This window comes from Schaedlerella sp., from assembly GCF_056796775.1.
This window is the reverse complement of the sequence record NZ_JBQIKP010000030.1, coordinates 24333-49743: the sequence shown is the minus strand read 5'-3', so window position 1 is coordinate 49743 and position 25411 is coordinate 24333. Positions and strand designations below refer to the sequence as shown.

Sequence of the window (25411 nt, the reverse complement as noted above, 5' to 3'; positions counted from 1 at the left end):
TAACGAAAGGACATCATATTATGAAGGAACCAACGCTGGGAAATCCGCAGAATACGATTGCGGTTCTCCAAAAATATCAGTTTACATTTCAAAAAAAATACGGGCAGAATTTCCTGATCGATACTCATGTTCTGGATAAGATCATACGCTCCGCAGAGATTTCCCAGGAGGATATGGTGCTGGAGATCGGCCCCGGGATCGGGACTATGACTCAGTACCTGGCCTGCGCGGCGGGAAAGGTGATCGCCGTGGAGATCGACCGGGCGCTGATCCCGATCCTGGAGGATACGCTGGACGGCTATGACAATGTGCGGATCATCAACGGCGACATTTTAAAAATAGATCTGGCAAAGCTGGTTGAAGAAGAAAATGGAGGGCGGCCGATCAAGGTGGTGGCGAATCTTCCTTATTATATAACCACCCCGATCATCATGAGTCTGTTTGAGGGGCATGTGCCGCTCCGGAGCATTACGGTGATGGTGCAGAAGGAAGTGGCGGACCGGATGCAGGCGGGGCCGGGCAGCAAGGATTACGGCGCCCTTTCCCTGGCAGTGCAGTATTATGCGAAGCCTTATATTGCGGCAAATGTCCCTCAGAACTGCTTTATGCCCCGGCCCAGGATCGGATCCGCGGTGATCCGCCTGGAACGCTACGAGACTCCGCCGGTGGCGGTGAAGGACGAAAGGCTGCTCTTTGGGATCATACGCGCGTCCTTTAACCAGAGGCGGAAAACGCTGGCGAATGGGCTGAAGAACTCGCCGGAGCTGGATTTTACAAAGGAAGAGATCGAGGCGGCCATTGAAAAGCTGGGAAAGGGCGCTTCGGTGCGGGGGGAAGCGCTGACACTGGGGGAATTTGCGGAATTGAGCAACTGGCTTTACAGGGGATGATGGAACGGGAGGAAACATGTTGATTCAGATCATAGAGAATGACCGGGAGTTGCATCCAGGGCAGGGATATCTGTGGAAATGGGTTGAGCTTTTTTGTCACACATAAACTATAATAGGATTACAGCCGGATAAAACATTAAATGAGACTTTCAGCATTTCAATCCACACTTTATAAAGTGACATAGATAGTTTTATTCAGAATATTATAAAATTTATTGTGGATTGTCTGGACGAAGATCAGATTAACGTGCTGGAGGATAGATTTGTATTTATTGAATACAAGCAGGGGATGGTAGGAGCGGAAGTGACTCCGTATACCATTATGATTGAAAATAAGCCTTTAACGATGAAAAAAATTACATTAGATAATTTTATGCTGCTTTATCGTGCTTTAGAAAATAAAAGAGCTTTCTGACTAAAGCGCCTGTAAAACAGACACCGTACAGAAAACCCTTTAGAAAACAATTGTTTGTACCTTTGGCTGCAGCGTTTATAAGCACCGAGCTTAACAGCACATGATTTATTTTATGTAATTTCATGTAACAGTATACTGGAAAATGCGGCCACTGTAAACAGAAAATAAGAAAAAATGCAATTTTCAGAAACAGGGGGGATTTTTTGTTGCCCATATTTCAGACGATGGATCCGGCAGGGAAGAATCTGTTGCGGAACATACAAACTGAGAGGAAGTGTTGGACATGCTTCAACAGGAGTAAAATATATTTACGGCTTGCGCCTAGTACAACGAATAATAAATAACTAGCCATATCACTTGTCTGATTTTCCAGCTACTGCGTTAGATTTTCTAGCCGTAGCCACCGCTACGCCGTCGAAAATCTGCCTTGTATCTGAAAAATCATCCTGCGCGATATAGCCAGATACTTATTATTCGTTGTACTAGAAGCTTGAAAATGAAATTGTAGGGAAAACAGAAGACTATCAATCTATACTTGTAATATTGAATACGAAATCAGCCGTTAGGGTAATACCCGTCGCTCCCTACGTGGGAGTGTGGATTGAAATACCTATATCCTTATAACCCCTTTCGTTCATACTTTTCGGCCAGGCCTTTGGCCTTCCGCTTGCCCAACAGCTGATTGAAATACAGAAAATATACGCCCAGCATCTGGGATTCTTCTTTTCCACACTCCTCCTGGCGCGGATTCGAGTTGACTCTTAACTCAAAAATGTCTGCAGCCCAATCCAGATATGTGTCTGCGCTATGCAATGCAAGAACCTAATCCACGAACTCGGATAACAGATAAAATAGATGTCCAATATATTCAAAATTCATACAGCGGTAAAAATCAACGTAAAGTTTGTGCGGTTTTCTAAAGTCTCCATCTTCAAACCATTTTTTTTGTATGTAATTCAATGTGCGGCTTTCCGCTTTTCTGACCTGGCGTACATCCGCGTTCCAAGCAGATTTTTCTTCAGGACAAGGTTGGCTTTTCCAAGGGATTCTCCCTGATTGGATACCGACTCAAATGCTCATGCGCGATAAAGTAATACACGGGAATTTGATAGGATTCCCAACCTCAAACTTTCGGATACAACGGAATATCAGATCGGGAAGTATGGACGGATGAGGAAGCGTTTTTTAGAAGAAAACCACAGGGGCATTTATTCGCATATGCCTTTGTCGGAAACCTTATGGAAGCATCTTGCGGAGATTGACGAGGAATGTAATGAGATGATGGACAGGCTTGTAAGACAGATGGCAAAGAAAGAGGGAGTGACGGAGCAGCTTAAATCCTATGACTGGCTCTGTTGGCTCCAAAAAATGAACAGCATTAGGAGCAGGGCGGAGGAAGTAGTGCTACATGATCTGATATATTCCCTTTAGAGTTGCTTCGATTTTAAGTTTTGCAGCATGATGAGCAGATGATGTCAAGACACAAAAATAGCCGCCCACCCGACCAAAGGTTACGGCTATTTTGTGACTAAATAATCGGGCTAACCGTCTATCGGTAGCTCCTGTTGGACATCTGTTAGCGCAGATGTCCTTCTTTATGTTCAATATACCACAATTTCTAAAGTGCCGCAAGTATTTTTTAGCGGTTGTCCAATTAGTTTTCCTTTTTCTTTTCCCTTGATTTGTAGACATTAAACTGGTTCTTGCATTTCTGGCTGCAAAATTCTTTCCCCTTCCGGCTTGCGATAAAGGCTTTTTTACAGTGCTTGCACATACGCATATCACTGTCCTTATCCGTGAGCATGAAAGAAAAGCACATCTGCACCATGACGAGCAGGGAGTGGAAATCCCATACGATGACGGGAGAATCCTTTTTAAGAGCTATCCGATAAGTCGGCGCTATGGCGCCGAAAGCGGAAACGCCCTGACGGTACAGGTTACGGGTATCTTCGTCAATTGAATCGTAATCGAGGTAATAAAGGAAACTTGTCATAAAGGTAAATGCAAGGTCAGCAAACTCTTTTACAATCCAGTCATACCTTTCCGCATATTCCTTCTGAAATCCCATCGTCACAGCCTGCGGTGCATTCCCCATCGCCATCGTGATCGCAATGCCCTCACGGTCAGCCACAGACCAGCCCGATTCTACACCGCTTTTTCTGAAATCCAGTCTGTCAAAAGGGTAGAAATAAGAAAGATAGTCCTCTGTAGACAATGTTTCTGCTTTTATAAAGTGGTTTTTAGGCAGATACACGGATTCATAGATTATAAAATCCGCATCCGTGACAAGTTCGTGCAGCGTTTCCGGGCGGTCAAATACAAAATCAAGGAAATCGCCCGCAAGCATGAGCTTTCTTAAAACCATATCATAGGAAGGCTTGCCGGATAGATACGTTTCATCTGCTCTCCATTCAAGGGGGATAACGGAACGACCTTTTTCATGATCCCTTTCCTTCCGTTCCCTGTTAGCATCCAGTTTATTCCACCATTTAATGATTTGCCAGACTTTTGGCTGATATGACAGAAGGGACTTATTTGAAATCAAAAAAAGCGAAATTGAATGAAGTATATCTGCATGAAAAAAATAAGTATTGCTGTAGAACAGGCAATCAGCAGAATAATATCTCCGTCATTTCTTGATAAAATGACGGAGATATTCACAGAGAGAAAAGCACGGCATATATATACAGCAGCCGTATACAGCCATATATCAGGCCCCGAAGTCAATCTCCGAAGTCAATCTCCGTATGATGCGCGGCAATCTCCTTGATAAAGTCGGCCGGTTCTCCCACAGTCAGTTTCTCCTGGACCTCCATCCAGTCCTCCTCCGAGGCAACAGGAACGTAATATACATGGATCTTCGATACATTAAAATCCCCGATCGGCAGCATTCCGGCTTTATCCAGCATGTATTTTCCATCAGCATCCAGCACGATACTCTGGATAGATTCGTAATCATACGTTGTTGCCTTGCTTTCATCATAGCCATAATTCAGCAAGATCTCATATTCCCGTTTCTCTGCCGTAGTGATCCCCATGCCGTTAGGACCATAGTCATTGACCTCTTTGACAATCTTCTCCGTCTGTTTTGCGGCTACATCCGCTTCAAACGACCAGGGGCCCTCCAGAGTACAGGTCTCCCAGGAATCGGACGCAGAGCTTCTATACCATGTGTAAATTTTTTTTATATCCATATTCCAATGGAAGGATTCCGGAATGACATCAGGAAATAAAAAATTGGTCTCATTGCCGTTTTCATCTATACTGCCATGGCCAAGGGTAAAATCAACCCGGGCACTTCCGACAAAGGTATGCTCGTCAATATATTGACCATTCGCCTGCAGAGGAGTTCTCAGCGGCTGGTCTGTAAAGCCAAAGGTTTCGTCCGTGTCTAATATGAAAAGATCCGGAATCTGCGAGGTCTGCGCCAGTGTATTATTCAAAAGATAATCAGGAAATGCCTCCTCCGATTCAATCACAACAGTCATGTACAGCGCTTCCGTATTGCAGTAGATTTCAGACAGGGAAATCTTGATGCCGTCAACTACATTTTCGGCCTCCTCAGCTTCCGGCATCTTCTGCACCTTCGTCTCATCTATATCCCTGTAATAGGACTGCTGATCCTCCACCTGCCTAAACAGATGCCCGATCAGCGGAAGCTGCGCCGCAAGTACCGGATTGGAAACAGAGAATACGATCAAACCGGCCATGCAGGCTGCCGCCGCAGTGAAGCCGCACAGAATTTTCGCGCGTTTCTTTTTCCGGGAATCCTTCCGGATCATATCCAGCTTTTCATTTACGATATTTTCCAGTTCCGTTTGCGGAACTTTGATCTCTTCAAACAGATTCTGCATACATGTAATCCTCCTTCAGATATTTTTTCAATTCCTCACGTGCCCGGCTTAAGTAGGCTTTGACACTTCCTGCCGGGATTTCCAGGACATAGGCGATCTCCTGGACCGACATCCCGCTGAAATATTTCAGAATGATGACGTTCCGATATTTTTCGGGAAGAAGCTCGATGGCGTTTCTAAGATCCCAGGTTTCCTCCAGGGAGATTCCCCCATACCGTTCGGGAATCTCCACCTCGTCAATGCTGTTGAAATAGACGATTTTTTTGTTGGCGTCCTGTGCGCAACGGATCAGGATGCGTGTGATCCAGGTCCGGAACCACTGAGGATTCTTTAGCGACCGGATATGCTGGTAGCCTTTCAGGATGGCCGTGCCGACCACATCCAGGGCATCCTGCTGGTTTTCCGTATAGATATATGCCATTTTGTAGAGATATTCCTGATTTCTGCGGATCAGTTCTCCGTAGGCATCGGCATTTCCGCGGATCGCCTTTTTCGCGAGCTTTCCTTCAAGCTCTGTTTCCAGATCCTTTTTATCATTGTTTTTATTTCTGTGCACGTAAAACCACCTTCCTTTTTTCGAAATGTGCTTGGATGATAACCGGTTATACCTGTTAGACATCTATTACGGCTGATTGGTTACAATTATTTCAGATTTTTTATTAAAGTGCAAGGCTCGTTGTTTGTTAAAAAAACGTTACATGTCACACTTTGACCAGGCGTGACATGTAATAAAAAAACACCCCAGATTATTCTGAGGCGCCAGTATTCTTGAGACGCTACACGGCTAGACCACCCAGTCAAAATCCGCATGGTTCGCGGAAGGCTGATGATCGGGGTGTCATTGCTCGTATGGCTCATCTCGCTTTTGCTGCGGAATGTATTCGGCCAGCTGTCACAGGGGTGACAGCTGGCCGGCGCAATACGAACGGCAGATTTCCCGCAAAAACTACTTCTGCGTCGATTGCCTCAGCTCCGTTAGCTATTTCCTGCTCTACATATCCGGATTGAAGCCCATTCTCATCCATGAGTTTGCACAGGCAGCTCACCAGGAACGGATATCCAAATATCCAACTCTGCCCCTTGAAGTAAAAAGCCCTTTCCTGTATAATTTAGGAAAACCATACAGCATCGGTTCACTACCATTACAGGAAGGAGCGCGCACTATGGGAACATTTTTGAACAGCACGGTTCCGTTCAACGCATATCAGGCAACAGCATCCGGAACCTATTTTGTCGATAAAACCTCTTTGCTCAATGAGCTTCTGCCTGCAATCGGAACGGAAGAACGCTTTTTCTGTATTACCAGGCCCAGGCGTTTTGGCAAAAGCGTTATGACAAATATGATTGCCGCGTTTTTGGGAAAAGCTGCTGACGCAGAAAATATATTCAAAAATCTGAAGATATCCTCCTCAGAATTTTACACAGAGCATTTGAACCGGCATAATGTGATCTACATTGACTTTAGTGAAATGCCGAGAGACTGTGCAAATTATCAGCAATATATTGACCGCGTCCAAAATGGGATTAATTTAGATCTGGCAGAAGGCTACCCGGATATTCCGATCGATCCGGATCAAGCAGTCTGGGATATCCTTACAGATATTTTCCAGAAAACAGGACACAGATTTATTTTTGTTATGGATGAATGGGATGCCGTATTTCACATGTCTTTTATCACAGAAAAAGAGCGGATGGATTATCTGCTTTTCCTGAAATCCTTACTGAAAGGAAAAGTGTATGCGGAACTGGTATATATGACGGGGATCCTGCCGATTGCGAAATACTCCGATGGCTCGGAACTGAATATGTTTCAGGAATATAACATGGCAACCAGAGCTCGTTTCAGCAAATATTTTGGATTTATGGACATAGAAGTTGATGAACTGTATCGTATTTATGTGAGAATTACGGATAATCCGTGGATCACGCGCGAAGATCTGCGGATATGGTATGATGGATATCACACAAAGGGCGGCGTCAAGCTTTATAATCCGCGCTCCATTGTTTGTGCTTTAACTGATAATGAACTGGCAAATTACTGGACCAGCTCCGGCACTTATGATTCTATTTTCGGATATATTAAGGACAATATCGCAGATGTACAGGAGGATCTGGCCCTGATGTTTGCGGGTGAGGCAATTCCTGCGGATATTCAGGAATATGCGGCAACCTCCCTGCTGCTGGAAACAAAAGACGAAATATATTCCGCAATGGTCATATATGGCCTTCTTACTTTTGAAGACGGCTGCGTATCCATTCCCAATAAGGAGCTGATGGACAGCTATGCTTCCATGATGAGGAGAGAAAAGTCACTGGGATATATTTATAATCTTGCAAATATATCCAGAAAAATGCTTACGGCAACGTTGGATTCAGATACGGAAACTATGGAGGAAATTCTTGAATACGCGCACAATACAGAATCCCCCATATTTTCTTACAACAGCGAAATTGAATTATCTGCGGTAGTAAATCTGGTCTACCTGTCCGCACGTGATAAATATCGTGTCGAACGCGAAGATAAAGCCGGGAAAGGGTATGTTGATTTTATCTTTTATCCGGAGCGAAAGAATGCAGATGCGATCATCCTTGAATTAAAGGTGGATGATACGCCGGAAGCTGCTATCCAGCAGATAAAAGATAAGGATTATGCTCTGCGATTGAAAGGAAAATTGGGCGAAAAGCCGAAGTATACCGGGCGGATACTTGCCGTAGGGATCAGCTATGATAAAGAAACGAAAGTACATTCCTGTAAAATAGAAATTTTGTAATGCTGCGCCGGATCAATGCAATGTAAAGAAATCGGAGGCGAACCATGCTGGAAGTATCGGATATTAAAAAGAGCTATAGAAGAAAAAACGTACTGGAGCATATCAGCTTTCGCGCGGACTGCGGAGAGTGCGTGGCGATCGTCGGCAGGAACGGCTGCGGCAAGACGACCCTGATGCAGATTCTCTCAGGCGTCATCCGGCCGGATGAGGGCGGACTGCGCTATTTCGGGAAGGATCCTTTGAGCAAAATGAAATATTTTCAGAAGTTCTGCGGCTATGTCCCCCAGGAGCTTCCGCTGATGGAGGAATTATCTGTGAAGGATAATCTGAGACTGTGGGGCGTGCGGGGAAGGAAAGAGGACCAGGAACTGATCCGCGAGTTTCAATTGGAGGAATTGATGTATACTACCGTCTCGAAATTGTCAGGCGGCATGAAGCGAAGGCTCAGTATCGCGTGTGCGCTGGCGGATTGGCCGCCCATTTTGCTGTTGGACGTAAACTGGACTATGGTTTTTGACTGTATATAGCGTATATTAAGTTTAAAATGATGGAATATAGCTACTTGATACACAAAGCATAGGGAAAAATGTGTATGAAGTAGTGGGAGAAATGTAATGACTGACAGAAGAAAAAGATTCTTCATATGTCAGTTTTTGTTTGTAACCAGTTGAATAGGCTCTCGGAATCTTGAGCCTGCTGACCAAAGCCCAGCGGTTAGCTGAACATTGAAAAGTAAATATTGTCCAAAGTAGAATTGCTGAAATAAATTTTGAGAAAAAGGGCGCAGTTTACTAGACCATGCGCCAGACAGGGCTTATAATGGTATTGCTTATTCAGTTAAGCGGATTGCTCAAAGGACATCTTTTAGTCGGGACGTCTTTGGCAAATCCCATGCATCAAGATGCTGACACATCATGATGTCGAACAGGCGGCAGTACCACATCTTAGAGGAGCGGTATCTGCCGTCTTCTAATTTATAGTCTACTTTCTCACGTTTGTTACAGCGTTCAGCAGAAGTCCTTGCATTGTATTCCAGTTTCCACTCCTTGCTGCTGCGGGGAGGCTCATTAAAAAGCCTTGGGTTATCTTTCAAAACGAGATGGACGGTTCTGCCATATTTTGCGGTTGAACATGGATTTTCACAAGTGCAGGTAACGCTGCCCCCGGCGAAGCTGATCTTAGGGCATTTAAATTTTGTCCTGCCTTTTGCAGGTTCGGTGCCATCCCTGCGCATGACATGGCCCTCCCGACATACGGGTACGCCTTCATGATTGATGGTAAAATCATCTTTATAGACAGGAGGCCGCCCCCTGTCAGCATTTAGGTCAATAAAAGGGATGATGCCATGATCGCGGCAGTATTCGTAGTAAGGCATTGCATCATGGGCGGAATCCAGCAGGAGCTTTGTAACAACAGCTTCCGGCAGAAACTGTTTCATGGAAAACCAGTTATAAAGGAAGCCGACAGAATCATGCCGGGAAGCCGGGCTGAGGAAAGGGAAAACCGGGAGGTCCTTTCCCGAACCGGCGTCGGTAAGCATGTATAAATCATAGCCAAAGTAATAGCGTTCCCTGTGGGAATCCCAGCCGATGTTACAGTCGGGCTGGCTGTAAATGCGGTTGCATCTGCAGTCACGGACGCCCTTTTCCAGACAGTCACAGGTACGTTTTTTCCGTTCCTGTGCAGCGGTATAAACAGGGGTTCCGTCACCGGCAAGGGAAAGGCTGAGCAGGTCAACCAACCCATCCTGTACGGAATGTTGAAGAAAAAGCACCTTAAAATTTTCGTAGAGGAGTTTGCAGGGTTCCATGTCAGTGGGAGGATGCTCCTCGAACTGCTGAAAAAGGTCTTTGACAGTGACTTTTTCAACAGAAGGAGCTTTGTCGCCCTTCTTATCCGGCTTTTTGGGCTTTTCCTTTGGGGGATGGGTGGGATCGGAAAGGTTATCCTTGTCAGAGAGCCACAGACGTCCCAGGAAATCGTAAAAAGTGCCGGTACCGGGGGTATCCCCGATGAAGAAGCCGGAAAGGATGGCATGGAGATGGTTTTCCTTGAGGTCGGCAGCCCACTTCGTATAGGAAGAGGCCTTGAACTCGACGGAAAGAAGGATGGAACGGAGCATATCGGAAGGTAGTCTGGGTGCAGGGCCGAAAACAGAATAGCGGCCTTGCATGAGGGAATCCAGCTCCGAGAGGTCAAGAGCCCAGAATTTTTCCATGATATCCCATGTAGATGCAGGGAGTGAGGAAACGGCATCCGGATAATATTTACGCAGCTGAGCTAGGACCCGTTCCTGGTAGGCAGAATGACCGCCGGGATTATAAGGTTTCAATAAATCGCCCCCAATCAAAAAATCTGTACCGGCTGCGCCGGAACGAATTACCTTGTTAATCAAGGGGCGCGAAGCGCCGCATTTTTGAGGCGATTTGTCAATAGTTTTTTTGAAAAAAGTGGGGGAATTTATAAAAAACGCCTCTCGGAAGCCACATAAAATAAGGCTTTGAGATTCCGAGAGCCTATTTGAATATTAAGGAGGCTTTTATACCACCTTAATCCGTGAAGCTTAATTATTATTCCATGCTATAATCGCTCTGTTTATGCGGCCTTCCGATATTTTTTTAAGATGAAATAATATCACCCATTTGGTGATGTTTTCTGATACAATACTCCATAAGAAAACTATGGAGGCAGTCATCATGAAAAAGATAAAAATTGAGTTTACCAATGAGTGGATCATCCCAGCCAGTGGCCTTGCAGTTGTCGGTGCTATTCTCGGCAAATGCGACTTTGTAAAGCGCTGCAACCGTATGGATGTAACCCCAAACCGTTCACAGCACCAAATCAAGAACGGCGATGTCCTGCTCACTTATATCGGGCTCCTCACGATGGGAAAACCTGCTTATGAGTCCGTCCATGAGTTTGATGACGCCCCGGATTTTTACAAATACGCACTTGGAATTGTCAGAAGCATCCCTTCTGAGGAAACCCTGCGCCAGCGGATGGACGACATTGGCTCCTCCATGCGTTCTGATATCCTTGCAGAAAACATCCGGATGCTAAGGGAAAATGGCATTGTACCGGGAAAACTTCCAAATGGTTATGTGCCAGTGGATATTGATGTTACGCCCTTTGATAATTCCAAGACGAAAAAGCAGGGTGTCTCCAGAACTTATAAAGGATATGACGGCTACGCACCGATCATGGCATATATTGGTACGGAAGGTTATCTGGCCAACTGTGAGCTGCGGGAGGGAAAACAGCACTGCCAGAAGCATACCCCTGAATTTTTACGGGAAACCATCCGTATATGCAGAGAGATTACGGATGAGCCGCTTCTGGTCCGCCTGGATTCAGGAAACGATGCCGCAGAGAATATCGGCATCCTGGTGGAAGCGGGCTGTCATTTCATCATAAAGCGCAACCTCCGCAAGGAAAGCAAAGAGGACTGGCTGAGGATGGCTCAGGAACACAGTAAGGATGTGGAAACTCCCCGGGATGGAAAGACCGTTTATATTGGAAGTGACTGGAAACCGGTTTCGTATAAATCAGAGGATGGTGAGGAAAAAAACATCACCCTGCGTACCGGTTATGAGATCATAAACCGTACCATTGATAAATATGGGCAATTCCTTTTGGAAGGCGACACAGAGGTCAATACCTGGTGGACAAACCTTGGGATGACGGACCGCGAAGTCATAGGCCTGTATCATGCCCACGGCGAATGTGAACAGTTCCACAGCGAGATCAAGACGGATATGGATGTGGAGCGGCTGCCATCCGGCAAATTTGAGACCAACGAACTGGTACTGGAACTGACAATCCTGGCCTATAACATCCCGCGAATGATCGGACAGGAAAGCATCGGCAGGAAGGGAACCAAGACAAAACATAAAGTCAGACGCAGGAGGCTGCGCACGGTAATCGGAAACATGATCATGATGGCAAGCCACGTTACAGAGCATGCCCGTCAGTTGTTGATAGGTCTTGGCCGAAGTAATATATGGCGGCATGCTTTTGCGGAGGTATATACAGCTTTCGCAGATTTCCAATTGTAAAATCGTCCTACCAGGTAACCATATGAAAAACCAAGGGGAAAGTATGCCATTTTTTAAGGTTTTCCAGTATTCCTAACTGTCATTTAGAGCTAAAATCAATCATCATTCATTAAAATACTGTCTTTGAAGGACCATTTATCAAGAGTAAGCCAATCAGATTTAGGATTGGCTTCATAAAACAACCAATTTCACGGATTCAGGTTTTATATTATCTATTATTCTAATAATTTCTATGATATAATCTATTTATTATTATATGTGGGATGGATTAATATGGAAAGTATAAAAGATTTTGATATACTTATTTGCGGAGAACCAACTTCTGATATGTATGAATTTAAAACTGTAATGAATAATTTAGCTAAGAAAATTGGGAAAATGACGGAGTTGATTATTAGTTTTAATGGAAATTCTGACAATGCTAGTATAGAAATTCCATTTTATGGGAGAAACGTTTTGGAGTCATCTTTGACAAGCTTGCTTGGTAGGTTAGATCCGTTTAGATTGATTACTGTGTTTAAAGTCCAATCAGATGCTTCTTATGATTTGGGGAAAAAAGCCCAATCAGCTGTAGAATGGTCAAGCGATATTATAGCTAAAAACAGAGACAGAAACTTGTGGTCGTTTGAAAATAAAAAGGAAAGTTTTGATCGAGCATTGTTAGGAAACTACATGGGAGAAATTGTATGGAAACCTGCGTTTAGTGCATTAAGTGATTATGTTGGGGATAGAACGTTTAACAGTGATTGGCTCAATGAAATCTTATCAGAAAATGAAGATGCAAATTTTGAAAAAAGCAAATCGTTGGCTGTCAGAATGTTTTCATCTTTTTCAAAAGGGGTTCATTCTGAATGTTTAGTTGATGTGCATTCGATGCTTGATACGGTAACATTAAAAAGTCTAATCGTGGATACATATAAATTATGTGCTACACTGGGATTGATAAGTCATTTTGTGGGCTTTATGACTCCCACGATTGATAAAGAAAGAGCGTTGGTAATTTTTTTTGATGTAGAGGAGATGATTGGAAATGTGCAACTATGAGAATCAATTTGCAGATTTAATTTTAGCTTGTGAAGATTTTGCACCAGAAGATTTTGAAAAATATCACTGTTTTTATAAATATGAGGATAATATTATTGCACAGTTAATGGCACATGGACCTGTTTTGTTAAAAGGTGGACGTGGTGCGGGAAAAAGTGCTTTACTTAGAGAATCTGATAGAAGATTGAAGGCTGATAATAGTAGGGCATGTGGTATATATTTAAGTTTGAGACATTTGCCGTTATTAAGAAGTCAAGGAAAACAATATGAAGATGAATTTTTGAAAATATTAATAGACAGGATAAAGGAAGTAGCATTAAGAGAATATAGGTATAACTTTTCGTGTGAAATAGAGGTTTATGCGGTTCATAAGGCAATTATTGAATTTTCTGAAAGAATTGAAAAAAGAATAGTATTGTTTTTTGATGATGCAGCACATATTGGTCGCGAGGCTGGATTAGAGGAGTTTTTTGCGATTTTTAGAACACTTTCTAGTAGTCGAGTGTCTTGTAAAGCTGCGATATATCCGGGTGTTACAAAATTTGGAACTCGCTTTGATGTATATAATGATGCAAAGGTAATAGATATTTCTAGAAGATTTGGTCAAACTGGTTTCAAAGAATTTTTTTATGAAGTTATGAAATTACGTTATCCTCAAGGCATAAATAATCCTAAAATATTCGGTAATATTTCAGCAGAAAATATTGCGGAGTTTTTAGGAATGGCTGTTTTGGGAAATGTTCGTTCATTTATTAAAGGATGTTCCCTTATTTTGGAAAAGGATGAGAGAGTTACATATACTCGATTAAATGATGTTTTTTTGGAATTGGCTAGTGATTTTTTTTGGCCTATGCTTGAGGAAATACGTTACAAAATTGGAATATATGAGCCATTAATGGATTGTTGTACTGAAATAGCAGATATTATTTATCAAGAATGTGGTGAAAAAAGAGCCACTTCCTTTATAATTCATCGAAATTTAGCAAATAAGTACAGTAAACCACTTGAGATTTTAGAATATGCTGGCTTTATTTCTAAAAGAGAAGCATCAAGAGGAATGAAACAAGGAGGAAGGGGAACCAGATATGCTATTAATTTATGCAATGTCCTTGAGAAAGTTTCAGGGACACGTTTGACGAAAAAGTTGTATGAGGAATGGATTAATACAAAAGTTGAAGATATTCAATTTGCAGCCAATAATATGTTATTTGTAGCAGTGGATTTACCTGAAATTGATGCAAGTAATAGTTTAGGAATATTAGATTTCGATATTGAAAAGTTAAAAAAATCGAATGTTTTTCCTTATGGTTTAACAGAAGATAAAATAACTAGATTAAAAGAAGCAGGATATACTACTGTTGGACAATTGGCGGCATGTTCAGAAAAAGATTTATATAAAATATATCGCATAGGAGAAAGAACAGTAGATAGAATAAGGAATGTTATAGATCAAGCAATTTGGATGTAAGGTGGAATAAAAATATTAGGCCGATATTAAAAGTTTATATTATTTGATATCGGTCTTTAATTTATCATAAAGTTAACAAGGAATACAGTTTCGTATGCTGTTAAGAATAGTGTTTTCAAGGCGCTTCAGAGGTGGGGTTTAGTTTACCGACGTAAACTGGACTAGGATTTTTGGCTATATAGCGTATATTAAGTTTAAAATGATGGAATATAGCTACTTGATACACAAAGCTTAGGGAAAAATGTGTATGGAGTAGAGGGAAGAAATGGAATGACTGGCAGGAGGAATGTGATCTCTGGATGCCGGTTTTTTTGTTGGATAGAAAGCATGGACGGAAGGAAGGGATGGTAATATGAAAATGACAGAAAGGCGAGGTGGTTCGATACGGAAAGAGAGCGGATGAATATGAACAAGGATATTTTCTGGAAGATCATGGAAGAGGCAAAAGAACAGTGTGGAAGGGATATGGCATGGATGGCGCACTGGCTGGAGGGACAGCTGCGGGGAATGCAGCCGGAACAGATACTGAAATTCTATGCAGTCTTAAGCGGGTATCAGGAGGCGGCGAACAAATACAGCCTTTGGACCGCAGCAGAACTTTTTAAGGAGAACGGCTGCAGCGATGAACGGTTTCTCTATTTCAGGAACTGGCTGATCGCCCAGGGGAAAGAGGTCTATCTGGCTGCATTAAAGGATCCGGATTCGCTCGCAGATGTAAGACGGTATGACGATTGTGAGTTTGTGTTTTTAAACTATGTTGGATATGAGGCTTACCAGGAATTGACCGGGCGAGACATTTTTCCGGATTGTACATCGGAAATGAGGAAAGAGATGCTGGAAGAAGTGTCCCAGGAGATCTCCTGCCACCCGTTGATAGAATACCCTCTGGAAATACCGGATGCGTTGACCGTGTATCCAAGGCTGGGCGCTATATACGCAAAAAGACATGAGCTTGGGGGTCTGCGTAAGGATTCCATGTGGAATACTTCGCTGCCGGAGATCAGGGAGCTGGTCGGTCAGGGTGCAGAGAAGGTACGGAAATTCCGAACCATACAACAGAAAAACAGGGATAAGAAGAAAAAAAGAGAGAGGGAGTCCAGGTCACTGTGTATCTAAGGCAGAAAATAACTCTTGAAAGCAAACATAAGTTCTGTTATGATATAGTACAGCATGACAGATAGGGGAAGAGGAATATGAGCAAAATAAGTGTATTTGAAGAATGTCCTGTTTACGAATCGGAGCATTTCCTGCTGAGAAACATGAGGATGGAGGATGCAGACGGGCTGTTCCAGTGCTACAGCAATCCGGAGGCTGCAAAGTATTTTAATGGAGACTGCTGCGGCGATGACTTTTATTATACCGATTTCAGGCAGTTTGTGAAATGTATGGAATTCTGGGAGAGCCGATACCGGGAAAAGGACTTTGTCCGTTTTACGATCGTCCATCAAAGCACAGGGAAGATTGCGGGGATGGCGGAGGTCTGCCCCTCTTACAAATATTCGGCGGACGGTGCCTGCATGGGAATCCTGCGGCTTGACCTTCTGCCGGAACATGAGACCAGGGCAGACATCCAGGAACTGCTGGAAGCAGTCCTGGCCCATGTGTATGAAGATTTCCAGATCCGCTCCGTGATCATGAAAGCGCCGGAGGATGCAAGGATCCGGAGAGAGGTAGTGAAAGACCTGCACTTTGTTTCAGCCCAGGATGAGTGCAGCATTCCGTTTCAGGATTATTTTATCCGATATTGAGGGCAGATGAATCCAGGGAGAGTACATTCCCCGATGCTTGCACCGGGGTTGCTGATTGACATAAAAATGAATACGGAAAAGCAGAGACAGCAGATGCAGTAAGACCGGATCCTTTGTGAAAGGGCCGGATGGCTATGAGGGGATATCCCTTGAGGAGGGTCAGTGAAACTGGATCTGCTTTTTGTTTTGGAATGGGATGGGGACAGATACACAGGGATCACGCTGTGCTTTGTCAGATCTGCACAGTTTCGGAGCATCCGGTTTGGTAGGTTTTGTGAATGGATTTCTGCTTTCGCAGCTGGTATCGTGTGGTACTTGAAGCAGAGAGGATTCTTAAGAAAGGAGGAAGATGACATGGTGGAATGCGGCAGAGAGGAACAGTGGAAGGAGGCGTTGTCCCTGTGGGTGGACCGGGAGGTAGTGACGTATCTGAAGGAAAACCATTCCCGGTTTGAAGAGATCCTAAAGGAGCAGGGCTGTCTGGCTCAGACCTATCCCGCGATTGTACCTTTCTTGGATGGGGAAGGGGCTGTGGAGCTGACGGCAGAGGAACATCAGGCGGTCAAAGATTACCTGAGCCTGCGGGAAAAAACGGAGCTTTTGATCCGGGAATACCATTATTATTTAGGGCAGGCCATGCATATCCCAGGGCTGCAGGAGTTTGGCGTCCATGGGGCAGGGGAGGACAGCGAAAACCGGACAGGCCAGCTTTTGGACCTTCTGGCTGAAAACCAGATCGAGGCAGCGGACCGACGGCTCCGCTCCACCAGCACAGAGTACCGGGCGAGAGTGGAGCTGGAGTCGGAGACGCACAAAGCAGTCAGCAGCCTGGAGAAAACAGAGGAAATGCGGACTGCCATTGCCCGGTACGCGGATGCCATCCATGGACGCTGGCTTACATTTTATAAACTTTTTTACCAGTATGCGGTAGAGGATATTTTAAGATCATCAAAGGAAATCAAAGAACAGCAGGATTCATGAAGAAAGGGGAAATCAAATGGCATTACAGAAACGGATGCCGGGAACCGCGCATGAAAAAAGAAACTCCTGGACCAGGAGAAACGGACCATACAGTATCAGGGGAGAGCTCCGGGCCGGGATTTCCAGAAAGAAAAAAATACTGAACCGGAAAGTAAGACACCAGTCCAAGGTGCTCCTGCAGAATGCAGACTATAAGAAGATCTGTAAGTCAGGCAGGATGGTAAATTTTACTTGATCTGCAGCCCTGTATGAGCAGTGCGGCCATTTGATGGGCACCCGGCTGATGCAGGGCTGTATCCATATGGTTACTGTATGCGGAAACAATGCCGGGCGGAAAAGGCAACGGCTCATATGCGGGATACGCAGAGAATCCGTGGAACGATCCGATGTGGTATGGGTAGAGAACAGGAGGCAGAAATGAAAGAAGAACGATCCAAGGCAGGATGCCCCGGATATATTTTAGCGGTGGATCCGGAGCGGCAAGTTCCGGATTTATGGATCCTTCCCGGTCTCCCGGCCCTCAATAAGGTAGTCATAGGAAACATGGAAGATCCGGGAAAAGGCCTGAAGTTCCAGATCTGTGACATAACGCTGGTTTGTTTCAATCCTTGTGATTACATTTTTATCCATGTCATAGCCTTCCAGCTGGAGCAGATAGGATAACTGTCTTTGAGAATAGTTGTATTGTTTCCGAAGTGCAATTAATTGTTGGCTGATGAGGTTTTTCTCACCGGTCTTAGTCCTTGGTTTTGGCATAAGATTTTCTCCTGACATTGTCTCAGATTATATAGTTCCTATTGATTTTACCTGTTGAAAGATCAGAACAATGCTGAAAAGATGCCAGGCAGGACAGGAGTCTATTTATAGAGGGAAGAAAAGGGATAGGAGAAATCAGCATTAGAAAAGTAGAAATAAGCGAAATGATACGGCAGGAACACCTTACAGGATGCGTCCTGCTTTTTTGCTTTCAGGAGGTGACAGATTTTGGAAATGAGTGTATTTGAACTGCTGGCGATTGCCAGGGAGAGTGCAGGCGCAGACTACGTCAAGGGGGACCGGATCCTGTGTGGAAAACGGTATGCCGCGGATACGGAGCATATGCTGGAATTCCGGGTTTTAAACAGCCGGGAACCCTATGGAACTCCGGGAGACCACTGCCGCCTGTTCCTGACAGGGGCAGCATACCGGGAGCTGCGGGAAAAGGAGCGGCAGGAGAAGATCCGGGTGATCCATTACGCAAGGGTTCAGGGAAACACCCTCGTCTATGGGCCGCCCGCAGAGCGGCCGGCTTCCAGGGGGAAGGAACCCCAGCCTGCTGGGAAGAAAACATGTTCCTGACCGCAGTCTCTTCCTGCCTCTTCCCGTCTCTTAGGCAGGGCATTTCCGAAACAGTGTCTGAGAACCATACGTTTTCAGGAGCATTCTTCAAATGCAGATCAAAATTTCTGTCCTTATCCACGGAGATCGGATCATGGTAACGGTTGGGAATGGCAGGCCACAGGCCCCCCCCCGCCGTTCGGAACCGTTACGGATTACAAATACATATAGGAAGGAAGTGATATCCATGGTAATCGGAATCGACCATGGCTTTTATGCCATTAAGGGGCCCCATGTGGTGTTCCCCAGCGGGCTTGCGGTTTATGATTATGAGCCGTACACCACGCAGAATGTCCTGCAGTATGGCGGAAAATATTATGTCTGCGGTACAGGACGGCAGGCATTAATGAAGGACAAGACCGCCAATGACAATTACTATCTCCTGACCATGGCGGCGCTGGCACAGGAGATCCGGCACCGCAAAGCGGAGAAGCAGCTGGAGGTGGTTCTTGCGGCAGGCCTCCCCCTGTCCGGCTTCGGCAGGGAGAAGCAGGCGTTTTACCATTATCTACTGCGGGACCACCAGCCGCTGTGCTTTCAGTATGACGATGAGAAATACCGGTTATGGATTCGGGACGTGAAGCTGTTCCCCCAGGGCTATTCGGCCATTGCGCTGCATCCGGAGTTTGTGGACGGGGAGCCATCCGTCCTGCTGGCCGATATCGGGGGCTGGACGGTAGACCTGATGCGGCTGGACAATGCTGTTCCTAACGCAGCCACCTGCCGGAGCCTGGAGCTGGGGGTGATCCGGTGCATGGATGAGGTCAGGGAGCAGATCCGCCGGAGGATGGGGCTGTCTGTAACGGACAGCCAGATCGAGCGTGTCTTAAATGGGAGCACCTGCAGCATGGATGAGACCGCAAAGGAGATGATCTGCCAGCATGGGAGGCTCTACACCGAGCGGATTTTGTCCTCCATCCTGGAGGCGGGCTTTGACTTCAAGGCCATCCCGGTGGTGTTCCTGGGAGGCGGCGCTTCCATCATGGAGCGCAATATCAAGCCCCAGGACGGGCTGTGCCGGGGCGTGTTTTTAACCGATGTCCATGCCAATGCAGCCGGGTATGAACGGATCGCCGGGGAGATGCTCAAACCATGAGCCGGCCGGTGTTCTCTTTCCGGCCCAATCCGGAGAATCCGGAGCACCGGAGGGCATGGGAGATCCTGAAACGTGTTCCGGAAGGGCAGAAGAACCGGTTCCTGGTGAGGGCGATCCTGCAGGAGGACCTGGCGCGGCATCTGGAAGGATGTGTCCGGCAGGCTGTCCGGGAAGAGCTGGGGGAACTGCGGTTCCAACAGAGACCCGCAACTCCGGAGCCGGAAGTTCCGGGGGTAGAGATCCCGGAGCCGGAGATCCCTGGCCGGATGCTGGATTTTTTGTCCCGGATGGAAGGGTGAGGTACAGCTGGGGCCACGGCGTCTGCCGCGGGGACTGTTGTGCGTCCACAGGAAGGACAAAAGACAGGAAAAGGAGGTGGTGCCGTTTTGAGGGAGGATGAAACAATACGCCATTGTCAGGTATGCTGCATTTTGGCTCCCTATCTTTGTTGGGTATTGTGAATGGATATCCATCTGGTTTTCCAGTATCCTGTATGTAACAAAAGAAAAGGAGGAACCCGGAATGGCAGAGATGAAGAACATCTGCGGGAAGATCCCGATGGAACTGCACACGAAAGTGCGGCAGGAGATTGAACAGCGGGAGATCAGTACACAGCAATTCATCCAGCAGGTGATTGAAGAGCATTTCACAGAAAAAGGAGGACAAGTGAGCATGGTAACGAGGACAGTGGCAGTACAGGTATCAAATGAACTCTTCGAAAGGTTTAAGGCGGCGGTAGCAAAGAAAGGATGCAAGCAGAAGGATTTCCTGATCGAACTGCTCGAACGGGCAATCGAAGAGATTGAAGCGGAATTCGGAGAAACCGTGTCCGGGACACCATCTCAAGGGGAAGAACCGGAAAGCACGGAGACAGAAAACGAAGAAGTATCTGAACTGGCGGAAGTAGAAACCGGAGAAGGATCAGAGGAAGTAGAAACCGAAGAAATATGCGATTGCGAATCAGCAGAAGCTAGAGAAGGATGTGATTGTGAATCAGCAGAAGCTGGAGAAGCACCGCAGGAAGCATCCGAGAATGTAGAAACAGAAACCTCGGAAAATACAGAAGCACCAGAGGAACCGGAAGAGCAGGAACCAGACATCGAAGAGTCCTTCGAACCGGAACCCGATGAAGCGGACATTGCATAGCAGGATCCGGGGATTCCGGATACAAAAAAAGAGTATGACCAGGGACGGGATCCAAGTGTCCCGGTCCACACGGAAACGGCATGGGACGAAACAGCATGCCGTTTTTTTGTGGGGAGATCCTGTTCCATACCATCGTATGCAAAAAAGCCGCCGACGGTCAGCCTTAAGTATACCATCATATCCAGGCGGCCAGCGGCAGTTTTTCTGTATGCAGTCAGCACAGGAAGGAAAGGGGGATGCGGATGGATCTGAAAGAGCAATACTTCGGAACGGAGATCGAGATGACGGGACTCACCCGGGAGCATGCGGCCCAGGTAGTGGCGGAACTGTTCGGCACCTCCGTCTATTATAGGCACTCCTACGATTCCTGGCGTCTGCTGGACCGGGAGGGGAAGGAGTGGAAATTTGTGTATGATTCCAGCATTTCTGCACAGCGGCGTGCAGGCGGAAGGATGGTTCCGGCAGAATCGGAATACTGCACGGAAATGGTCAGCCCCAAGCTCACCTATGAGGAAATGGGAAAGCTGCAGGAAGTGGTGCGGTGTCTGCGGAGGAACGGAGCCAGGGTGAACCCCTCCTGCGGCATGCATGTCCATGTGGACGCATCCAACCATACAGCAAGGAGCCTCAAAAATGCATTGACGATCATGTATTCCAAGGAAGATATCCTGTTCCGGGCACTGAAAGTGCAAACCAGAAGAGAAGAACAATACTGCCAGAAAGTCCGGCCGATGGTGCTGGAGAAGATCCGCAGGATGCCGAACAGCAACATTTCCATGGAAAAGCTGAAGCGGACATGGTACGAGGGAGGGGATGGAAGCCATGAGCATTATAACTGTACACGGTATTATGCCCTCAACCTGCATGCTGTTTTCTCCAAAGGGACTCTGGAATGGCGGTGCTTTGAGAGTACCCTCCACGCAGGAAAGGTGCGGGCGAATATCACGCTGGCACTTGCCATTTCTGCCCAGGCGATCAACCAGAAGTGTACCCATATGAAGAAAACGGAGATCACAGAGAATCCCTGTTTCACATTCCGCACATTCCTGCTCCGACTGGGGCTGATCGGGCCGGAATACAAAAATGTCCGGGAGCACCTGCTGGAAAATCTGGAAGGAGATAAAGCATGGAGGTATGACAAAAGCACGTACAATTGTTTGAAAAGAAACCGTATAGGAGAGGAACGTTAGATGGAAGGGAGGTGAATGGAACGAAGGAGAATGCATATTATTTTGCCTATGGAAGCAACATGAACCTGGACCAGATGGAATTCCGGTGTCCGGCTGCCAGGGTGGTGGAAACGGTCCGCCTGGAGGACTACCGGCTCGTATTCTGCGGGATACAGCCGGGGAGTGGGGTGGCGACCATTTTCCCGGAGGAAGGCGGCCAGGTGGAAGGCGTGTTATGGGAGATCACGCCGGAATGCGAGCAGACCCTGGATGTATACGAAGGGTATCCGCGCCTGTATGGAAAGCAGGAGGTCCGTGTGCGGAACAAAGCAGGCATGCAGATGGACGTGATGGCTTATGTCATGAACGCGCCCTATAAAGAAAAGCTGGCCAGCCCGTCCGGGCTGTACCTGCGGGGAATCCTGGAGGGCTGCAGGGAGAACGGGATCCCGACAAAGATAGTCCGGGATGCAGTGAGCTGGACAAAAAAGGAAGCCGGAGAGCACACGAAGTGCCGTAGGGATCGGGAACGATAAGAGCGGGGGAACCATTTGAAACAGTACGGTTGGAATTATTTCAAAGAGAAAAAAGGAGAATGCAATGACATTTGATAAAATGAAAACAAGGCTGGCGGCCTTCGGGCTGGCACTGGTCATGGGGTTGGTTCCGGCAGGGAACCTGCCCGCTGTCCATGCGGCAGGGGAACTTTCCAGCCAGCAGGAACATGTAACACAGGAGAAGGCAAAGCAGGAGAATCAGCAGGAGCCCACCCAGGCACAGCACCGTGTCACGGCAAAGGACCTGGTCAAAAAGGTGAAGGATCAAACCTTTTCCATAGGGACCTCCCTGGAAGGGATTGTATTTGACCCTAAGAAGGATGAGGTTTCTTTCTATCAGGCGATCGGGGATGACGGAAGCGAATACCAGTCCTACAGGGCAGGAAGCTATACCGCCAGTTATCTGGTGACCCCGAAGGATCAGGGAGAGTGCTACGTAGTCACCCGGAAGATCATTTTGACCGATACCGAAGGGAGCGCACATGTGTCAGACAACGGCGGGGAAAAACAGAAAACGGATACCGATCCGGAGGACGGGGCAGATTCCAAGGATGGGGTAGAAACAAAAAAGGATGCAGGATCAGATCCGGATTCCGGCTCTAAGGAAGATGACGAGTTAAATACGGATTCCGGTTCGAAAAAAGAAGGCGAATCAGAAGCAGATTCCGATTCGAAGAAAGACGATGAGACGAATCCCGATTCCAGCTCTAAAAAAGAGGATGGATCGGATGCAGATTCCGGCTCGAAAAAAGAGGACGAATCGGATGCAGATTCCGGTTCTAAGAAAGAGGACCAGACGGATCTCGATTCTGGCTCTAAGAAAGACCCGGATGAAAAAGCGGATCCGGATAAGGATTCTAAGCCGGAGGAACAGCCGGAAAATAAACCGCAGGATACAGGAAATGGGAAGATCACCATCAGTGGTGGGAAGGGAGATACGGAGGAATCCCTGTCTAGGCTGCTCAAAGACATTGCAGAGGGCAGGATCCTGATTGTTTCCGCAGCCGGAAATGCTTCCGGGACTGTAGATTCCACTGTCCATGTGGAGAAAGGGGAAGAGATCCAATCCCCGGTTTCTCTCGGAGATCATAAAACCAGTTTGTTCCGAATCAACGGTGAGACAGCATACTGTCTGGAAGCGCAGGATTCGAAGCCTTTTACCGTAGATGCCGTATCCTCCATGCTGGAATCCAATGAAACCCTGCAGAAGGTTTTGTACTATGGATACGGCGGCGAAGGGGACCTGACCGGGGAATGTCTCTCTGGAAAGAGCAAGGAAGAAAAATATGTGTATACCCAGGTTGCGGCCAGCTGCGCATACGAAGGGCAGGGCGAAGCGGCAGGATATCTGCCGGAGGAGCTGCAAGATACAGAGATAGACGAATATCTGCAGTTCCTGTTCGGACAGGAAGCTCCGCCCAGCAACAGGCTGTCCCTCTCTGCGGCGTCTGTAGATGCAGTCCGGGAAGGGGAGGTGCAGAGGACACCGGAGATCCGGCTAGATGGGAACAGTAGGAATTTTATGGAACTGAGCATTCCTAAAAATATGACCTGCCATAACGTGACAAAAGACTCCACGATTACCGATGGAACCATCACAATCTATGGAGGCGATTCCTTCTATCTTTCTGCTGACAAGCAGGTCACCGGATCCTATGACTCCGGCGAACTGTCCGGTTCCCTTAAAGATCACTGGGAGATGCGGTTTCTGGCTTCCCGGGAAGGAAAAGCTGACACCGGTGTGTTTGCTTCCCAGCCTGCAGAGCCGGTCCGCCTGACGGTGAACTGGCTGAGTCAGGCCGAGATCCGACTGCTGAAAAAAGACCGGGATACGGGCCTTGCGCTGTCAGGTGCCGTGTATGGGATCTATCAGGATCCAGCAGGCAAAGACCTGCTGATGGAACTGCCGGAGACCGGGGAGAACGGAAACACGGTTAGTGATCCCATCAATAGGGGATTGGGGCAGGTCTATGTGAAGGAAATCAAAGCCCCGGAGGAGTATCTCCTGGATTCCAATGTGTATCCGGTGGATGTGGAACAGGAGGAAAGGGTGGAACTGACGGTATATGATGTCCGGGAACAGGACGGACAGGAAGAACCCATCACAGAAACACAGATTTCCAAGGTTGATGCAGTTACCGGGGAACTGCTGGAAGGCGCAGTGCTGCAGGTCTTGGATCCGGAAGGAAACCTGAAGGAAGAATGGACCAGCACAAAGGAAGCCCATATGATCCTTGGATTACCGGAAGGGGAGTACACGTTACATGAAGAAATGGCGCCTTATCAGGAGGGCTACGTATCGGCCTCAGACCTCACGTTCCAGGTATCGAAGGAAAGCATCGCAAAGGTGGAGATGAAGGATGGATATTCCAGGATTGATCTTTCCGTCCAGGACCAGACTACGGGAAAAGAGCTTTCCGATGCCGTCCTGCAGATCGTTGACCAGAACGGAACTGTCCTGAAAGAATGGGAGGCAGACGGGAAGCCGTACCGTGTGGAGAAGCTCCCGGCCAATGAGGAACTGACCCTGCGGGAAACCGCTGCACCGAAGGGATATGTGATCCCGAAGGAGATGTGCGACAAGAAGTCGCATAATAAATTGCTGGTCGTCAGCTACCCTATCCATTTGGGGTAATCCTACCACAATCTGCGTGAATGGTAACGTTCAGGTGGGAAGCTTGTGGGACAATATGGGAAACCTGACAGCCTAAGTCGGGCGTACTGTTAGGATAAGAGTGCTATGACGAATGTAAAGTGAACCATTGTAAGAGTCGTTACAGGGAATAAGTGAAATAAGGCTGATACACTTACACCAAAAGGTGCGGAGGTGGTTGCGGTGA

24 protein-coding genes are annotated in these 25411 nt (G+C 46.8%); 19 read left to right on the top strand and 5 right to left on the bottom strand.

Going from position 1 to position 25411, the window contains the following annotated elements:
* Positions 1-20: 20 nt before the first annotated feature.
* The 3 genes from rsmA (at position 21) to ACTOY7_RS13825 (ending at position 2736) form a co-directional block, all read left to right on the top strand.
* A complete protein-coding gene (gene rsmA, locus ACTOY7_RS13835) occupies positions 21-890 on the top strand; it encodes a 16S rRNA (adenine(1518)-N(6)/adenine(1519)-N(6))-dimethyltransferase RsmA (protein ID WP_160284728.1) in 870 nt (289 codons plus the stop codon).
* Between the two features lie 247 nt (positions 891-1137).
* Entirely contained in the window at positions 1138-1305 is a 168-nt protein-coding gene (locus tag ACTOY7_RS13830; RefSeq protein WP_160284727.1) for a hypothetical protein, read from the top strand.
* A 1113-nt stretch (positions 1306-2418) separates the two neighbouring features.
* Positions 2419-2736, top strand: coding sequence for a TnpV protein (locus ACTOY7_RS13825; protein WP_482671384.1), 318 nt, complete (start codon positions 2419-2421; stop codon positions 2734-2736).
* Between the two features lie 223 nt (positions 2737-2959).
* Here ACTOY7_RS13825 and ACTOY7_RS13820 read toward each other — a convergent pair whose 3' ends face one another.
* From ACTOY7_RS13820 to ACTOY7_RS13810, 3 genes are all read right to left on the bottom strand, one after another.
* On the bottom strand, positions 2960-3670 hold the full coding sequence (locus ACTOY7_RS13820) for a hypothetical protein (RefSeq protein WP_300885334.1): 711 nt from the start codon (positions 3668-3670) through the stop codon (positions 2960-2962).
* A gap of 358 nt (positions 3671-4028) precedes the next feature.
* Entirely contained in the window at positions 4029-5159 is a 1131-nt protein-coding gene (locus tag ACTOY7_RS13815; protein ID WP_482671378.1) for a DUF4179 domain-containing protein, read from the bottom strand.
* Positions 5143-5715 (bottom strand): sigma-70 family RNA polymerase sigma factor, encoded by a 573-nt coding sequence (locus ACTOY7_RS13810; protein ID WP_482671379.1) that lies wholly within the window; start codon positions 5713-5715, stop codon positions 5143-5145. Before ACTOY7_RS13810 ends, ACTOY7_RS13815 begins: the two co-directional genes overlap by 17 nt.
* A gap of 607 nt (positions 5716-6322) precedes the next feature.
* Here ACTOY7_RS13810 and ACTOY7_RS13805 point away from each other — a divergent pair.
* Both ACTOY7_RS13805 and ACTOY7_RS13800 read left to right on the top strand, forming a co-directional pair.
* Complete coding sequence (locus ACTOY7_RS13805; RefSeq protein WP_482671380.1) at positions 6323-7930, top strand: AAA family ATPase; 1608 nt, start codon at positions 6323-6325, stop codon at positions 7928-7930.
* 44 nt (positions 7931-7974) lie between these two features.
* The gene (locus ACTOY7_RS13800) at positions 7975-8457 is read left to right on the top strand and encodes an ATP-binding cassette domain-containing protein (RefSeq protein ID WP_482671381.1); all 483 of its coding nucleotides are present in this window, start codon (positions 7975-7977) and stop codon (positions 8455-8457) included.
* A gap of 323 nt (positions 8458-8780) precedes the next feature.
* On the opposite strand, the gene ACTOY7_RS13795 is transcribed toward ACTOY7_RS13800, so the two are convergent.
* Entirely contained in the window at positions 8781-10325 is a 1545-nt protein-coding gene (locus ACTOY7_RS13795) for a transposase (RefSeq protein WP_482671382.1), read from the bottom strand.
* Between the two features lie 253 nt (positions 10326-10578).
* Here ACTOY7_RS13795 and ACTOY7_RS13790 point away from each other — a divergent pair, with 253 nt between their 5' ends.
* From ACTOY7_RS13790 to ACTOY7_RS13760, 7 genes are all read left to right on the top strand, one after another.
* Positions 10579-11985, top strand: a complete 1407-nt coding sequence (locus ACTOY7_RS13790) for an IS1380 family transposase (protein WP_482672698.1) — start codon at positions 10579-10581, stop codon at positions 11983-11985.
* A gap of 273 nt (positions 11986-12258) precedes the next feature.
* Entirely contained in the window at positions 12259-13029 is a 771-nt protein-coding gene (locus tag ACTOY7_RS13785; RefSeq protein WP_482672372.1) for a hypothetical protein, read from the top strand.
* The gene (locus tag ACTOY7_RS13780) at positions 13016-14497 is read left to right on the top strand and encodes an ATP-binding protein (RefSeq protein WP_482672371.1); all 1482 of its coding nucleotides are present in this window, start codon (positions 13016-13018) and stop codon (positions 14495-14497) included. Before ACTOY7_RS13785 ends, ACTOY7_RS13780 begins: the two co-directional genes overlap by 14 nt.
* 405 nt (positions 14498-14902) lie before the next feature.
* Positions 14903-15613 (top strand): DUF4240 domain-containing protein, encoded by a 711-nt coding sequence (locus ACTOY7_RS13775; protein WP_482672370.1) that lies wholly within the window; start codon positions 14903-14905, stop codon positions 15611-15613.
* 77 nt (positions 15614-15690) lie between these two features.
* Positions 15691-16245: a GNAT family N-acetyltransferase gene (locus tag ACTOY7_RS13770; protein WP_482671754.1), complete on the top strand. Its 555-nt coding sequence runs from the start codon at positions 15691-15693 to the stop codon at positions 16243-16245.
* A 162-nt stretch (positions 16246-16407) separates the two neighbouring features.
* Complete coding sequence (locus ACTOY7_RS13765) at positions 16408-17226, top strand: DUF6664 family protein (protein WP_482672697.1); 819 nt, start codon at positions 16408-16410, stop codon at positions 17224-17226.
* Between the two features lie 16 nt (positions 17227-17242).
* On the top strand, positions 17243-17461 hold the full coding sequence (locus ACTOY7_RS13760) for a hypothetical protein (protein WP_482671752.1): 219 nt from the start codon (positions 17243-17245) through the stop codon (positions 17459-17461).
* A gap of 257 nt (positions 17462-17718) precedes the next feature.
* Here the strand turns inward: ACTOY7_RS13760 and ACTOY7_RS13755 are convergent, their stop codons facing one another.
* Entirely contained in the window at positions 17719-17982 is a 264-nt protein-coding gene (locus ACTOY7_RS13755; RefSeq protein ID WP_482671751.1) for a helix-turn-helix domain-containing protein, read from the bottom strand.
* A 234-nt stretch (positions 17983-18216) separates the two neighbouring features.
* On the opposite strand from ACTOY7_RS13755, the gene ACTOY7_RS13750 reads away from it, so the two are divergent.
* From ACTOY7_RS13750 to ACTOY7_RS13720, 7 genes are all read left to right on the top strand, one after another.
* Positions 18217-18564, top strand: coding sequence for a DUF5720 family protein (locus ACTOY7_RS13750; RefSeq protein WP_482671756.1), 348 nt, complete (start codon positions 18217-18219; stop codon positions 18562-18564).
* 226 nt (positions 18565-18790) lie between these two features.
* The gene (locus ACTOY7_RS13745; RefSeq protein WP_482671750.1) at positions 18791-19699 is read left to right on the top strand and encodes a ParM/StbA family protein; all 909 of its coding nucleotides are present in this window, start codon (positions 18791-18793) and stop codon (positions 19697-19699) included.
* The gene (locus ACTOY7_RS13740; RefSeq protein ID WP_482671749.1) at positions 19696-19998 is read left to right on the top strand and encodes a plasmid segregation centromere-binding protein ParR; all 303 of its coding nucleotides are present in this window, start codon (positions 19696-19698) and stop codon (positions 19996-19998) included. Before ACTOY7_RS13745 ends, ACTOY7_RS13740 begins: the two co-directional genes overlap by 4 nt.
* A 223-nt stretch (positions 19999-20221) precedes the next feature.
* Positions 20222-20845, top strand: coding sequence for a hypothetical protein (locus ACTOY7_RS13735; RefSeq protein ID WP_482671748.1), 624 nt, complete (start codon positions 20222-20224; stop codon positions 20843-20845).
* Positions 20846-21087: 242 nt separating this feature from the next.
* Positions 21088-22035 (top strand): amidoligase family protein, encoded by a 948-nt coding sequence (locus tag ACTOY7_RS13730; protein WP_482671747.1) that lies wholly within the window; start codon positions 21088-21090, stop codon positions 22033-22035.
* 59 nt (positions 22036-22094) lie between these two features.
* A complete protein-coding gene (locus ACTOY7_RS13725) occupies positions 22095-22550 on the top strand; it encodes a gamma-glutamylcyclotransferase family protein (protein ID WP_482671755.1) in 456 nt (151 codons plus the stop codon).
* A gap of 64 nt (positions 22551-22614) precedes the next feature.
* Positions 22615-25206 carry a SpaA isopeptide-forming pilin-related protein gene (locus ACTOY7_RS13720; RefSeq protein WP_482671746.1) on the top strand — a complete coding sequence of 864 codons (2592 nt, stop codon included), beginning with the start codon at positions 22615-22617 and terminating at the stop codon, positions 25204-25206.
* The last annotated feature ends 205 nt before the right edge of the window (positions 25207-25411 follow it).